General features: G+C 38.8%; 13 protein-coding genes. 6 read left to right on the top strand and 7 right to left on the bottom strand.

Annotation, left to right across the window (positions count from 1 at the left end; translation table 11 throughout):
• Positions 1 to 41 precede the first annotated feature (41 nt).
• The 3 genes from AC3E9F_RS02500 (at position 42) to zwf (ending at position 3,862) form a co-directional block, all read left to right on the top strand.
• Positions 42 to 1,487: an amino acid ABC transporter substrate-binding protein/permease gene (locus tag AC3E9F_RS02500; RefSeq protein WP_263393715.1), complete on the top strand. Its 1,446-nt coding sequence runs from the start codon at positions 42 to 44 to the stop codon at positions 1,485 to 1,487.
• Positions 1,487 to 2,227: an amino acid ABC transporter ATP-binding protein gene (locus AC3E9F_RS02495; RefSeq protein ID WP_049494477.1), complete on the top strand. Its 741-nt coding sequence runs from the start codon at positions 1,487 to 1,489 to the stop codon at positions 2,225 to 2,227. Before AC3E9F_RS02500 ends, AC3E9F_RS02495 begins: the two co-directional genes overlap by 1 nt.
• 147 nt (positions 2,228 to 2,374) lie before the next feature.
• Positions 2,375 to 3,862: a glucose-6-phosphate dehydrogenase gene (gene zwf, locus AC3E9F_RS02490; protein ID WP_263393716.1), complete on the top strand. Its 1,488-nt coding sequence runs from the start codon at positions 2,375 to 2,377 to the stop codon at positions 3,860 to 3,862.
• A gap of 39 nt (positions 3,863 to 3,901) precedes the next feature.
• On the opposite strand, the gene ftsY is transcribed toward zwf, so the two are convergent.
• The 3 genes from ftsY to AC3E9F_RS02475 are packed head-to-tail and all read right to left on the bottom strand — an operon-like array spanning position 3,902 to position 6,909.
• Positions 3,902 to 5,296, bottom strand: a complete 1,395-nt coding sequence (gene ftsY / locus AC3E9F_RS02485) for a signal recognition particle-docking protein FtsY (protein WP_490672772.1) — start codon at positions 5,294 to 5,296, stop codon at positions 3,902 to 3,904.
• A gap of 3 nt (positions 5,297 to 5,299) precedes the next feature.
• Complete coding sequence (locus AC3E9F_RS02480; protein ID WP_263393718.1) at positions 5,300 to 6,118, bottom strand: Cof-type HAD-IIB family hydrolase; 819 nt, start codon at positions 6,116 to 6,118, stop codon at positions 5,300 to 5,302.
• Complete coding sequence (locus AC3E9F_RS02475) at positions 6,118 to 6,909, bottom strand: Cof-type HAD-IIB family hydrolase (protein WP_263393719.1); 792 nt, start codon at positions 6,907 to 6,909, stop codon at positions 6,118 to 6,120. Before AC3E9F_RS02475 ends, AC3E9F_RS02480 begins: the two co-directional genes overlap by 1 nt.
• A 330-nt stretch (positions 6,910 to 7,239) precedes the next feature.
• Here AC3E9F_RS02475 and AC3E9F_RS02470 point away from each other — a divergent pair, with 330 nt between their 5' ends.
• Entirely contained in the window at positions 7,240 to 7,707 is a 468-nt protein-coding gene (locus tag AC3E9F_RS02470) for an 8-oxo-dGTP diphosphatase (protein WP_000136624.1), read from the top strand.
• 225 nt (positions 7,708 to 7,932) lie between these two features.
• Here the strand turns inward: AC3E9F_RS02470 and AC3E9F_RS02465 are convergent, their stop codons facing one another.
• From AC3E9F_RS02465 to rnc, 4 genes are all read right to left on the bottom strand, one after another.
• Positions 7,933 to 8,511: an HD domain-containing protein gene (locus AC3E9F_RS02465; RefSeq protein ID WP_263394533.1), complete on the bottom strand. Its 579-nt coding sequence runs from the start codon at positions 8,509 to 8,511 to the stop codon at positions 7,933 to 7,935.
• Between the two features lie 145 nt (positions 8,512 to 8,656).
• The gene (locus tag AC3E9F_RS02460) at positions 8,657 to 9,316 is read right to left on the bottom strand and encodes a trimeric intracellular cation channel family protein (RefSeq protein WP_263393720.1); all 660 of its coding nucleotides are present in this window, start codon (positions 9,314 to 9,316) and stop codon (positions 8,657 to 8,659) included.
• An 87-nt stretch (positions 9,317 to 9,403) separates the two neighbouring features.
• Positions 9,404 to 12,943, bottom strand: a complete 3,540-nt coding sequence (gene smc, locus AC3E9F_RS02455) for a chromosome segregation protein SMC (protein ID WP_490672771.1) — start codon at positions 12,941 to 12,943, stop codon at positions 9,404 to 9,406.
• Entirely contained in the window at positions 12,934 to 13,632 is a 699-nt protein-coding gene (gene rnc, locus AC3E9F_RS02450; RefSeq protein WP_004252602.1) for a ribonuclease III, read from the bottom strand. Before rnc ends, smc begins: the two co-directional genes overlap by 10 nt.
• Positions 13,633 to 13,785: 153 nt before the next feature.
• On the opposite strand from rnc, the gene AC3E9F_RS02445 reads away from it, so the two are divergent.
• The gene (locus tag AC3E9F_RS02445) at positions 13,786 to 14,118 is read left to right on the top strand and encodes a putative DNA-binding protein (RefSeq protein ID WP_263393722.1); all 333 of its coding nucleotides are present in this window, start codon (positions 13,786 to 13,788) and stop codon (positions 14,116 to 14,118) included.
• A 2-nt stretch (positions 14,119 to 14,120) separates the two neighbouring features.
• Complete coding sequence (locus AC3E9F_RS02440; protein ID WP_263393723.1) at positions 14,121 to 14,336, top strand: 2-oxoglutarate:acceptor oxidoreductase; 216 nt, start codon at positions 14,121 to 14,123, stop codon at positions 14,334 to 14,336.
• Positions 14,337 to 14,341: the final 5 nt, after the last annotated feature.

The raw sequence follows: 14,341 nt of genomic DNA, 5'->3' as shown, positions 1-14,341 counted from the left end.
TTTCTGCTATAATTTGAAAATACCCTGAAAGGAGACATCACATGAAGAAAAAAATCCTAGCATGTTTGCTAATTTTATTTCCTATTTTCTCATTAGGGCTCGTAAAAGCTGATACTGAGAAAACCAAATATGTTATCGCTAGTGACTCATCTTTTGCGCCATTTGTTTTCCAAGACTCGAGCAATCAATACACTGGTATCGATATGGATCTCATCAAGGCTATTGCCAAAGACCAAGGTTTTGAGATTGAAATTACCAACCCTGGCTTTGACGCAGCTATTAACGCTGTTCAATCTGGACAAGCAGACGGTGTCATTGCAGGAATGTCTGTAACTGATGCCCGTAAAGAAACTTTCGATTTCTCAGATTCTTACTATACAGCAAATACTATCCTCGGTGTTAAAGAATCAAGTACCATTTCTTCTTATGAAGATTTGAACGGTAAGACTGTAGGTGTCAAGAATGGTACAGCTTCACAAAGCTTCCTAACAGAGAACCAAAGCAAATACGGTTACAAAATCAAAACTTTTTCAGATGCTGCATCTATGTATGATAGTTTAAATACTGGTTCAATTGATGCCGTCATGGACGATGAGCCTGTTATTAAATATTCTATCAGCCAAGGACAAAAATTAAAAACACCAATCGAAGGTACACCAATTGGAGAAACTGCCTTTGCTGTCAAAAAAGGAAGCAATCCAGAATTGCTAGAGAAGTTTAACAAGGGACTCGCAAACCTTAAGGCGAATGGAGAATTCCAAAAAATACTAAATAAATATCTAGCAAGCAATTCTACTACCACAACCTCAACTGCTGATGAAACGACTATTTGGGGCTTGTTGAAAAACAACTACAAACAACTTCTCAGCGGACTTGGTATTACTCTCTCATTAGCACTTCTTTCATTTGTAATTGCAATTTTCATCGGAATTATCTTTGGGATGTTTAGTGTCAGCCCATATAAATCCCTCCGTATGATTTCAGAGATTTTCGTTGACGTTATCCGTGGTATTCCATTGATGATTCTTGCAGCCTTCATTTTCTGGGGAATTCCTAACTTTATCGAATCTCTTACTGGTCAACAAAGTCCCATTAATGACTTTGTCGCTGGTACTATCGCACTTTCCCTAAACTCAGCTGCCTACATTGCTGAAATTGTTCGTGGTGGTATCAAGGCCGTACCTGTTGGACAAATGGAAGCCAGTCGAAGTCTTGGTATTTCATATGGAAAAACCATGCGTAAGATTGTCTTGCCACAAGCAACCAAGCTCATGCTTCCAAACTTCGTCAACCAATTTGTTATCGCTCTTAAAGATACAACGATCGTATCTGCAATCGGTTTGGTAGAACTCTTCCAGACTGGTAAGATTATCATTGCTCGTAACTACCAAAGTTTCAAGATGTATGCAATTCTCGCAGTCTTTTACCTTGTGATTATCACTCTTCTAACTAGACTAGCAAAACGCTTAGAAAAGAGGATTCAATAATGGCAAAATTAAAAATTGACGTTCATAACTTACATAAACAATATGGTAAAAACAAAGTCCTTAAAGGAATTTCAGCGAAATTCTACGAAGGAGATGTTGTTTGTATCATTGGACCTTCTGGTTCAGGTAAGTCAACTTTCTTGCGTAGCTTAAATCTCCTCGAAGAAGGAACAAAAGGAAGCATCACAGTTAACGGCTATGATTTGACGGATAAATCTACCAACGTAGACCATGTTCGTGAAAATATCGGAATGGTGTTCCAGCACTTCAATCTCTTTCCACATATGACCGTATTGGAAAATATCACTTTCGCTCCTGTAGAACATAAGTTAATGACTAAGGCTGAAGCAGAAAAATTGGGTATGGAACTCCTTGAAAAAGTTGGGCTTGCTGACAAGGCCAATGCCAATCCTGAAAGTTTATCCGGTGGTCAAAAACAACGTGTGGCTATCGCTCGCGGTTTAGCAATGAACCCTGATATCATGCTCTTTGACGAGCCAACTTCTGCCCTTGACCCTGAGATGGTCGGTGATGTTCTGAACGTCATGAAAGAGTTGGCTGAACAAGGCATGACCATGATTATCGTAACCCACGAAATGGGATTTGCTCGTAAGGTTGCCAATCGAGTTATCTTTACAGCAGACGGTGAATTCCTAGAAGATGGGACACCTGATCAAATCTTTGACAACCCACAACACCCTCGTCTAAAAGAATTTTTAGACAAGGTCCTCAACGCTTAAAAAACTGCAAGGTTTCCCTTGCAGTTTTTTCTCACTTGTATTTGAATTTTGGATTTTTTAGAAAATTATGATAAAATAAAGGGTATGAAAATGGGGATTCCTCATGCCTAGGATATCTAGGAAAGTAAATAGAAATTAGGTAGCTGGATGTCATCTAAAGTTATTGTTACAATTTTTGGTGCTAGTGGAGATTTGGCTAAACGCAAGCTCTACCCTTCACTCTTTAGACTTTATAAATCAGGTAATTTGTCTGATCATTTTGCTGTTATTGGAACTGCTCGTAGACCTTGGAGTAAGGAATATTTCGAATCTGTTGTTGTCGAATCTATTTTAGACTTGGCAGATAGCGCAGAAGAGGCTCAAGCTTTTGCTAGTCATTTTTACTATCAAAGTCACGATGTTAATGACACTGAGCACTATATCGAATTGCGCAAGCTTCAGGCTGAGTTAAATGAAAAGTATCAAACTGAACACAACAAGCTCTTCTTCCTCTCAATGGCACCACAATTCTTCGGTACCATCGCTAAACACCTCAAGTCTGAGCAAATCGTTGATGGTAAGGGCTTTGAACGTTTGATTGTTGAGAAGCCTTTCGGTACGGATTATGAAACTGCAAGCAAACTAAACGAAGAGCTTCTAGCTACTTTTAACGAAGAGCAAATCTATCGTATCGACCACTATCTTGGTAAAGAGATGATTCAGAGTATTTTTGCCATTCGTTTTGCCAATATGATCTTTGAAAATGTTTGGAATCGGGAACATATTGATAATGTGCAAATTACCTTTGCAGAACGTCTAGGTGTTGAAGAGCGTGGTGGCTACTATGATGAGTCTGGCGCCCTTCGTGATATGGTTCAAAACCACACACTTCAGCTTCTGTCACTCCTTGCTATGGACAAGCCTGCAAGCTTTACAAAGGATGACATTCGTGCAGAGAAAATCAAGGTCTTCAAGAACCTTTACCACCCTACAGATGAGGAACTTAAAGAGCACTTCATCCGTGGTCAGTATCGTTCTGGTAAAGTTGATGGCATGAAGTACATTTCTTACCGCAGCGAACCAAATGTCAACCCAGAATCAATGACAGAAACCTTTGCTTCAGGTGCCTTCTTTGTCGATACCGACCGCTTCCGTGATGTACCTTTCTTCTTCCGTACAGGTAAACGCCTAACTGAAAAAGGAACACACGTAAACATCGTCTTCAAACAAATGGATTCAATCTTTGGAGAGCCTCTAGCACCAAATATTTTGACCATCTATATCCAACCGACGGAAGGATTCTCTCTTAGCCTTAACGGTAAGAAGGTAGGGGAAGAGTTTAGCCTCGCACCAAATTCGCTTGACTATCGAACAGATGCGACTGCAACAGGTGCTTCACCTGACCCATATGAAAAACTAATCTATGATGTTTTGAACAATAACTCAACAAACTTTAGCCACTGGGATGAAGTGAGTGCATCATGGAAATTGATTGACCGTATCGAGAAGCTTTGGGCTGAAAACGGTGCTCCACTTCATGACTACAAGGCTGGTAGCATGGGACCTCAAGCTAGCTTTGACTTACTTGAAAAATACGGAGCTGAGTGGACCTGGCAACCAGATATCGCCTATCGTAAAGATGGTCGTTTAGAATAATCAAAAACAATCCTGCAAGAATTCTTGCAGGATTTTCTTTTATATCAAACCTTCTAGAAGGCCCTTCATAAAGTTTTCAGAGTTAAACTCACCGATATCATCAATTTTTTCACCAAAACCAATTAGCTTAACAGGGATATTGAGTTCCTCACGGATAGCAAGAACAACCCCACCTCGGGCAGTTCCATCAATCTTGGTTAAGACAATCCCTGTAACAGGAGTAATTTTTGAGAATTCTTTAGCTTGTACAAGAGCATTTTGACCAGTTGATGCGTCAAGAGCTAGGAAGGTTTCATGAGGTGCTTCTGGCACTACGCGTTTGATGATACGACCAATCTTTTCCAATTCTGCCATTAAGTTTTCTTTGTTTTGCAGACGGCCAGCTGTATCAATCATGAGAATATCAATACCTTCTGCTACTGCTCGTTCCATCCCATCAAAGACAACGCTAGCTGGATCTGCTTTCTCAGGACCAGTAACGACAGGAACATCTACACGACGCCCCCATTCTACTAACTGAGCAACCGCACCCGCACGGAAAGTATCCGCAGCAACAAGCATAACCTTTTTACCAGCTTGTTTGTATCGATTAGCTAATTTACCAATTGAAGTTGTTTTCCCGACCCCATTAACTCCAACAAAAAGCATAACCGTTAATCCATCTTGGAAGTTAATATTTTCATTATAAATGCCGTCCTTTTCATATAGCTCCACCAATTTTTCGATGATAACACGGCGAAGGGCTTCAGGTTTCTTAGCATTCTCAAGCTTGGCTTCATAACGCAATTCTTCCGTAAGATTTGAAGCCACCTGCACACCAACGTCACTCATGATGAGCAGTTCTTCAAGTTCTTCAAAAAAATCTTCATCGACTGAGCGGAAGTTTGCAAAGAAAGCATTCAAACGGGCACCGAATCCAGTACGCGTTTTCTTAAGACTACGGTCATATTTTTCTTGTTCAGTCTCTTGGACTTGAGGGGTTTCCTCAATTGCTAGATCTTCTTCCACTTCCTCGGTAGTCTCTGGTTCAAGTTCTTCAGTGATTTCGACTTCTGTCTCGTTTGATTGAGTTTGATCAGCATCTTCCTCAAAACTTTCACTTAAAGTTACTTCTTCAACATGAGTCAATTCCTCTTGATGACTTTCTGCCTCTTCGATTTGAATTGGTTCATCTTGAGAAAAGTCAACTTCGTCAACTGGCTCAATGATAGGTTCTTCTACAACCTCTGTTTCAGATGAGCCATTGTCGATTTCTTCCTGGTCTTCTTCTGGTAAGTTGTCTTCTACAGGCTCTTTAGTTTGGATGTCTTCAGTTACTGGTAGCTCAGTTTGTTCGCTATCATCCGATAAATCAATGTTTTCTAGAGCCTCTTTGACAACATCTTCAATCTTTGGTTCTTCTATTTTTCCAAATAAACGGTCAAATAATCCCATCCTTTAATTCTCCTTCAGTACGTATTTTTCAATTGCCCAGGCAACAGCTTCCTCGTCATTGGTCATTGGTGTTACCACATTGGCCACTGCCTTAACTGCTGGAACTGCATTCTGCATGGCTACACCAAGACCGGCCCACTCAATCATCGAAAGGTCATTAGCCTCATCTCCGCAGGCCATCACCTGACTTTGATCAATCCCTAAATGCTCAATCAGTTTAGCTAAACCAGTCGCCTTATGGACATTTTTTGGTGACCATTCTAGCAAGAGTTCACGAGATTTAAAAATCTCATACTGGTCGTATAATTCTGGTGAAATCTTCTGAATAGCCGCATCCAAAGGCTCCTGAGGAAAGGCAGTCACACATTTATTATAGGTCACCTGACTAGACAAGTCTTCAAAAGCAGTTGGAACAAACGTTAGAGCCGGGTTAAACTGGGCATATAAACTTTCTTGGTCAGACTGAATCTGATAAACTGTTCCTTCTGAAATTGCATCTAAGGGGATTTCTAATTTTTCAGTTTCTTCATAAATACGTGTCACATCATCAATTGAAAAGACTGTCTTATCAAGAATCTCACCTGTATTTTTCTGAACCAACCCACCGTTGAATGTGATAGTATATTCGTCATCATGGCCGTCTGTTCCAAGCTCTTTAAGGAAGAAATCCATAGCCTTGAGGGGACGTCCAGTTGTTAGGACTACCTTGACCCCTTGTTCACGCGCAGCCTTTAAAGTCGCCTTGGTACGTTCTGTCAATTTTTTGTCTGTCGTCAGCAAGGTTCCATCCAAGTCCAAGGCAATTAATTTAATATCTGCCATTATAACCCCTCCATATAAGCGATAACTGATTGGTCCTTATGGTGACCGATAACTGTTTCAGCTAGTTCTAAAATCTCTGGGCGAGCATTTTCAGGCGCAACTGGGTGCCCTACAACCTGCATCATGTGAAGGTCGTTGAGATTGTCACCGAAGGCCATCACTTGGTCCATATCCAAATTTAATTTTTTTGCTAGCTCTACAATAGCAACTCCCTTATCCACATAGTCAAGAACGATATCAATCGACTCAAAACCTGTCGTCATTGCCTTAACACCAGGAACATATTCATTGACCCAAGCTTCCCCAGCTTCTACTGTCTCTTCTGTAAAGTTGGTTGTGAATTTAAAAATCTCATCTGTAATATCTTCTAGACTAGTTACTTTTTTGATATTTTCATTGTAATGATGGCTAAACATAAGATAGGTTTCATCTACAGTATCTAAAACATAACAAGCTTTCTTACCAGTCAAGAGCATCTTCTTTTCATCAAAATAAGGGGAAGTTTTTAGTTTTTCAAAAGTTGATAGGTAAAAATTACGTGGCATGGTTGCTTCATAGAGGTCTTGTCCATGAAAACGAACCAGACTACCATTTTCAGCGATAAAAATAATCTCATCTTTGACATCCGCAAAATGCTTTTCTAAAGACAAAAGACCTCGGCCAGAAGCCACAGCAAAGTAAATCCCTTTTTCTTTATATGAATGGAGCAGCTTTTTAAGACGCTCCATATCAAATTGGCCAGCTTCATCCAAAAAAGTCCCGTCCATATCAGTTGCGACTAGTTTAATCATAAATCCTTCTATTCTCCAGTTGTAAATCTATCTTCTATTATACCATAGAAAAAGTAAAATAAGACGTGCAGGATTAACACGTCCTTGTATTCTATAAATCTATCCGTAGAGCCATTTAAAGACCAGGCTGATTTGCTTGCCTTCTTTTATATACAACCTCTCAACACCTGTCTACCAATGATCTTGATTAAATTCTATTCTGATAATTAATCAGCTATTGCGTAAAAATTATCAATCTTTGGCTGACGCACATTTGTCACAATTAGAATAGCATATAGTTATTGACATATAGTCTAACATATGAAAAAATACTTGTTGGAGGTTAATAATATGACTGAAAAAATCAAAAACTGGGTTAATATTTGCGTTTTGAAAAATCAAGAAATTTTATTACTTAATAGACAGCACGATAATTTTCCTGGCTGGATTCCACCGGGGGGAAAAGTTGAATTCCCTGAAAGTTTTTTTGAAGCTGCATTACGGGAACTTAAGGAAGAGACTGGACTCACTGCATTAAATCTTGAATTAAAAGGAATTTCAGGCTTTACTAATTCAATTGGTAATGAGAGATTTGTCTTCTATGACTTTTTATGTACTCAGTTTACTGGTGAACTAAGCACATCTGCTGAAGGTGAGCCAAAATGGTGGAATCTAAAAGATATTGATAAAATACCAATGCAAGATGAAATAAGAAAAAGGCTACCACTTTATTTAAGAAAAGGAAGCTTTGAAAGTATTAACTATTGGGATGATAATAAGAAATGCATTAGTGAAAACAAAACAATTTTATTTGACTAATATTCTCTACGGTATAATCAAGGGTATCTAATAAAAATCATCTACTCTAACAACTTTTTCCTTATATCTATAGATAGCTAAAAAGCCTTGGAAACAGCTTATTCCAAGGCTTTCTTTGTATTTTATTGTATCAATTTCCTTATTCCGATTTCAGTTGTGACAAGTTTAATCATATATATTTCCATTCTCCAGTTAAAAATCTATCTTCTATTGGACCAATTGTTATTAAAAATATAAGCCCTTCTCCACACTTTCCTGAATCAAGTCTTCCGTCAGTTTCCATAATTCTTCAGATTCACTTTTTATGAACTTTTTCTTTTCTAATACCATGTCTGCACTGATATTATCAGGGTTATAATTGAATTCTGACACTTCTAAGTGATTAATCAGCGGTACCAAGGCGTCGATCACTCTTGCATATCTTGCTTCAGCACTCTGCCCTTTTTCAAATTCCAACCACAAATTTTTCATATTCAAATATTTCTCTTCTGGAAGGAGGCTCATTGTTTTTTCTATAGATGCTAGTTCTTTATCATGAGAATGAAGCTTTTTTTCATCATCAAAAACCCAAGTATCTCCGGCATAAATCTCACCTAAATCATGAATCAATAACATAGAAATGACTTTTTCCATTTTCAACTTTTCAGGATAATAATCTTGAAGAACTATAGCAGCTATAGCACCTTGCCAAGAATGCTCGGCACTATTTTCAAATCTTCCATCAAGAGTTCTATTGAATCTTGTTACTGACTTTAACTTCTCTATTTCTTTAATAAAATCGACTGAATTCTTTAAATTACACATTGTAGCTCCTATCTTATTTAAAATTTTAGATATAATACCAAAAAATATTAATTTCATCAAATATTTCCCGTATTTGCAAAAAAACAAAATAGCGCCTAATCCATACGAGATTAGACGCCTATATAAAACAAGTCTCGCTTATTCATCAATTCAAGGTTCTCTTATCCATATTTGGTAAAGAGAGCTTAAACTTAATAATACAGAGTCGAATCACAAAACCGACAATTGAGAGAATAATAAAGGCAGTAATTCTTGGAAAATGTAGGACAAAGGCCAACCAGTAATAAATAACGCCAATTACAAAAGATAGAAGGGCATAGATGTCCTCTTTTAGAACACTTGGAACTTCATTGATCAGGAGGTCTCGGATAATACCACCACCTGCTCCCGTTAAACAGGCTAAAATACCTGCAGACATCAAGTTCAATTTACTATCAGCTAAGGCGGTAGCTCCAATCAAGGAAAAGATGATTAAGCCAATTGAATCAAAGATGAGATAAGCTTCTCTCAACCACTTATAGAATTTTTTTTCTTGACTTGAATTGGCTTGTTTTGAAGTCACAAAGATATACATGATAACCGCTACAAAGATAGAGACATAAATCGGTCCAGGATCTGCGAGAGCGGAAGGAAAACGACTGATAATAGAATCTCTTAAAATCCCTCCACCTACTGCGGTTACAATAGCCAATAAACTAATTCCAAAAATGTCTAAACGTTTACCAAATCCTTTGATGGCTCCTGAAGCCGCGAAGGCTATAGTCCCAATATAATTACAGATCATTAGGAATAGGTCAAAATCCATATAAGCTCCTCAATTTATTTTTGTAACCTTTCTGACTTTTTAAAGGTCATTTTATATACTTAGCTGAAAGTTTGTAACGAGCACTAACTAAGCATCCATATTCTCTAAATCTTTTAGTTTTACAGAGACAATCTTAGATACACCAGACTCTTGCATGGTCACCCCATAGATAGAGTCTGCTGCTGCCATGGTTCCCTTACGGTGGGTAACAACGATAAACTGACTATCTTTGTCAAATCTGTTAAGATAATCACCAAAACGCTTAACGTTAGCCTCATCGAGTGCGGCCTCTACCTCATCCAAGATAACAAATGGAATGGTCTTAACACGGATGATTGAGAAAAGAAGAGCTAGAGCTGACAAAGCCTTCTCGCCACCACTCATGAGGTTTAGGGATTGGATTTTCTTACCTGGTGGTTGAACAGAGATTTCAACACCTGCTGTCAATAGATCTCCTTCGGTCAAGATTAGGTCTGCTTGACCACCACCAAACATCTGCTTAAAGGTCACTTTAAAGGACTCACGAATAGCTTCGAATGTTGACTTAAAGCGTTCTTTCACTTCATCATTCATTTCTGTAATAGTCTCAAGAAGTAAGTTTTTAGCAGAAAGAATGTCATCTCGCTGACTATTCAAGAATTCCAAACGTTCGTGGACTTCATCAAACTGTTCAATAGCATCCAAGTTAACCGGACCAAGTGAACGAATGGATTTTTCCAAATCCTTAACCTTTTGTTCAGCGATTGCTAAATCTTCCAACTGATTCGCTTGTTCTAAAGCTTCCGTATAGCTAATCTGATATTCTTCAGTCAGTTGACCTTGAAGATAGCGAAGGCGGTCCGTAATTTTCTCTTTGGTTGCTTCTGCACGTGTTTGCTTACGAATCAATTCTTCATTTTGCTGACGAGCTTGTTCTAAATGACTAGCAATATCATCCAATTGGCCTTCAATATCATCCAGTTCAAACTGCTTACGAATGAGTCCTTGTTGAATGTCTTCCTTCTGAATCTTGGCTTCAGTTTCCTGCTTAGTCAAAAGTTCCGTGTCAACTTTTTCAAGATTGTCTACTTTTTCTTGCAAAAGACGCTCAATCTCTTCTTGCTCGATATTGAGGTTCTCAAGTTCTTTGTTAATCCGTTCAATATCAGAAACCTCATAACGTTTCCGTCCAAGCATTTCTGTTTTAAGCAGACGTTCTTGGGAAATTTTTTCCTGCAAGTTTTGGTAGCGTTCCTGAATCGCATTTTTATTGGACTTGATTTCTTCGATTTCTGATTCTAGCTTTTGCTTTTCAGTTGCGATGATTGAAAGACGTTCTTGGCATTTTTCTTTTTCAGTTTGCCAATCTCCATCTCTGAGATTGTTTAATTCTTTTTCCTGAAGTTCTAAAAGCGTTTCGAGTTCTTCGACTTGTTGGCAAGTTTGTTGATAAGCCAGATATAAGCCCTGCTCCTCTATTCGAGCTTGCTCTCCTTGAGACTTAATAGTCTCCAAAGTTTGAGCGAGAACAGTCAAGTTTTCTTGAAGTGATTTCAGATTTTCTTCTTCATGACCAAGAATCTTCTCTTCCTTAGCAATTTCTTTTTGTAACTGCTCCAATTCAGGCTTGATAAAGATACTGTTATTTTGACGATTGGCACCACCAGCATAAGAACCACCTGTTCGCAATTCTGTACCATCTAGCGTTACCATTCGAACCTGATAACGTACCTTGCGAGCCGCATCACGCGCATGCTCTACCATATCAAAAATTGCTGTTGTAGCAAGCAGGTTTTTAAAAATAGCTTCATGCTTTGTATCAAAAGTAACCAATTCATCTGCCATTCCAAGAAAACCTGGACTTGAGGCAATCACATCTTGGTTCTGACCAGAAATGCTACGAGCCTTGATGGTTGTCAAAGGTAGGAAGGTCGCACGACCAGCTCGGTTTCGTTTAAGGAAGTCGATAGCCTTAGTCGCAGCCTGTTCGTCTTCAACGATGATATGTTGGCTACTTGCTCCGAGGGCAATTTCAAGGGCTGTTTGATAACGAACATCAAAAGTTAAATGTTCACTGACCGCTCCGACAATACCGCCCAGGCGATTTTTTTCTTGTAGAACACTCTTAACACCCGCATAGAAATTACTATGGTTTTTAAGAATGTTTTCCAGACTTTGCGCCTTGGCCTGCTTGTTTTTCAGGCTATCCAAACGGTCAAAAAGTTGATTTTGCTGACTTTGATAAGCCTGCTTTTGTTCTTCTTCCTGTTTGGCATTGGCCTGATAATCAGCAAGTAAGGTTTGTACTTTTTCTTTTGCTGATTTAAGAGCAGTTTCTTGCTCACTAGCCTTAGATTTAGCAGAAGCTAATTGTTCCTTCAAGGACTCCAATTGTTCTTCTTGCTTTTGAGTCTGTTGGCGACTATTTTCAAGATCATTTTCAATCCGTGTCAACTGGTTAGAGACATCCGCTTCTTCCTGCAAGAAAGCAACAAAGCGCTCACGCAGTTGTTCAATCATCTGATCTGGATCATCAGAAAATGCTACTAACTCAGCTTCTAAACGATTGAGTTCCTTGGTATTGACAGCTAGATTTGCTTCTAACTGAGCCAGATTTGCTTCTTTTTCTTCCTTCTCTTGAATGAGAGCAGTCCTTTTTTCATCCAAACTAGCTAAACGAGCTTGAGCCTCTTGTTGATTGAGGGCAACTTGCTCAGTCTCCAGTTTAGACAAGGCCAATTTACGTTCCAAATCACTAATTAAAGCAGTCAAATCCATCAATCTTGACTGGTCTTTAGACATCTCAGCCTGCAAATCATGACGTTTCTTCTTGAGAGTTTGATTTTCTTCTTCTAACTCTTGACGCTTTTGGTAATAACTAGTGAGAAGTTCTTGAACTTGGTTTAACTCTTCTTCTGTGATGTCCAATTCAGCCTTATTAGCTTGAATTTGTGCAACTAAAACATCTAAATAGATGGCTTTACGTTGACCGTCTAGTTCTATAAATTTACGGGCTGTTGCTGCTTGCTTTTCTAATGGTTTGATTTGATTATCTAACTCATAGATAATGTCTTCCAAGCGGTCTAAATTGTCTTGAGTTTGTTGGAGTTTAGTTTCTGTCTCTTTGCGACGAGTTTTATATTTTAAAACTCCAGCCGCTTCTTCAAAGATAGCGCGGCGTTCCTCAGGTTTGGAGTTAAAGATTTCTTCGACCTTCCCTTGGGAAATGATAGAGAAGGAATCGCGTCCAAGTCCGGTATCTAAGAAAAGATCATGAATATCACGAAGACGGACTTTTTTCCCATCAATCTTGTACTCACTATCTCCAGTACGATAGATGTGACGCTCCACCTTGATTTCTTGACCAGCATCCTTAATAAAGCCATCCTGGTTATCTAGAGTAACAACTACCGAAGCATAGTTTAAAGGTTTTCTGCTTTCAGTCCCTGCAAAGATAACATCTGGCATCTTCCCACCACGAAGACTTTTGACACTTGATTCACCCAGTGCCCAGCGTAAGCTTTCTGTGATGTTAGATTTTCCAGAACCATTAGGTCCTACAACCGCTGTAACTCCCTGGTCAAAAACAACCTTGGTCTTATCAGCAAAGGACTTAAACCCCTGAATCTCAATTTCCTTTAAATACATGAATCCAGCCCTTCCTCAACTGCATTTTTTGCGGCTTCCTGTTCGGCCAATTTTTTAGATCGTCCTTGACCCCTACCTAAACTTTGACCCTCGACAAGGACTTCAACCTCAAACATCTTATCATGGGCAGGTCCGATCTCTGAAATCACTTGATAACGAATATCAACATCACCATTGACTTGGAGTAATTCTTGAAGGTGAGTCTTGTAGTCTTTAATCATCTCAAAATCACCAGCCTCCACCTTCGGTATCATGACCTGGTAGATAAACTCTTTGACCGTAAGTAGATCCTTATCTAAAAGCAGGGCACCCAAAAAGGCTTCGAAAGCATCTCCCAAGATGGTATCTCGATTACGGCCTCCAGATTTTTCCTCTCCCTTTCCTAGCTTGATAAACTGGTCAAACTGGCAGTCACGGGCAAAACCAGCCAAACTCTCTTCACGTACAATCATGGCACGGAGTTTAGACAGGTCACCTTCTGGTTTTTTAGGATATTTTTGGTACAGATATTCTGAAATCAATAATTGCAGAACAGCGTCTCCTAAAAATTCCAAGCGTTCATTGTGTGAAATTTTTAAGAGGCGGTGCTCATTGGCATAACTAGTGTGAGTAAAAGCTGTTTCAAGTAACTGTTTATCTGAAAAAACAAGCCCAAAACGTTGCTCTAACACGGTTTCTAATTCTTTCATAAGAACCTCTTTCTAAAACATTATAATACACTCCATTATACCAAAAAAAGGTTTCTTAGTCAGAAAATAACCGTTAAAAGTCCTTTTTCTGACTTGTGTTTAAAATCAATCCATTACTAGCAGTTCAGGCTATTTTTTGGTATAATAAATCTTATGGAAATTGAAAAAACCAATCGAATGAATGCTCTGTTTGAATTCTATGCAGCCCTCTTGACTGATAAACAAATGAACTATATCGAGCTCTACTATGCAGACGACTATAGTTTGGCTGAAATTGCTGAAGAGTTTGGCGTCAGTCGTCAGGCTGTTTATGATAATATCAAACGAACTGAAAAGATTCTGGAAGACTATGAAATGAAGCTTCATATGTACTCTGATTACATTGTTCGCAGTCAGATTTTTGATCAGATCTTAGAGCGCTACCCAGAAGATGCTTTTCTACAAGAACAACTTGAAATCTTAACAAGTATTGATAATCGGGAGTAACCATGGGCAGTCTTGTCATTTACCAAGGAATACCTTGCACACTATTAGCGGCAGAGGAACCATTTCCAACTCGACTACAGATTATTTCGTCCAATGATATCTCCAAAGCTATGCAAGTAGGTTTTAGCTGTTGGGGATATCCAAATGAAATCATGAAAGAGGTCACACCCGAAGAACTAGAGTGTTTACAACATTTCGGACGATTTCCACTGAATTGAAAAAA

Source organism: Streptococcus sp. SCPM-O-B-15277 (M60), assembly GCF_058200335.1.
The sequence above is the reverse complement of the archived record's forward strand: the minus strand, read 5'-3'. Positions and strand labels throughout refer to the sequence as shown.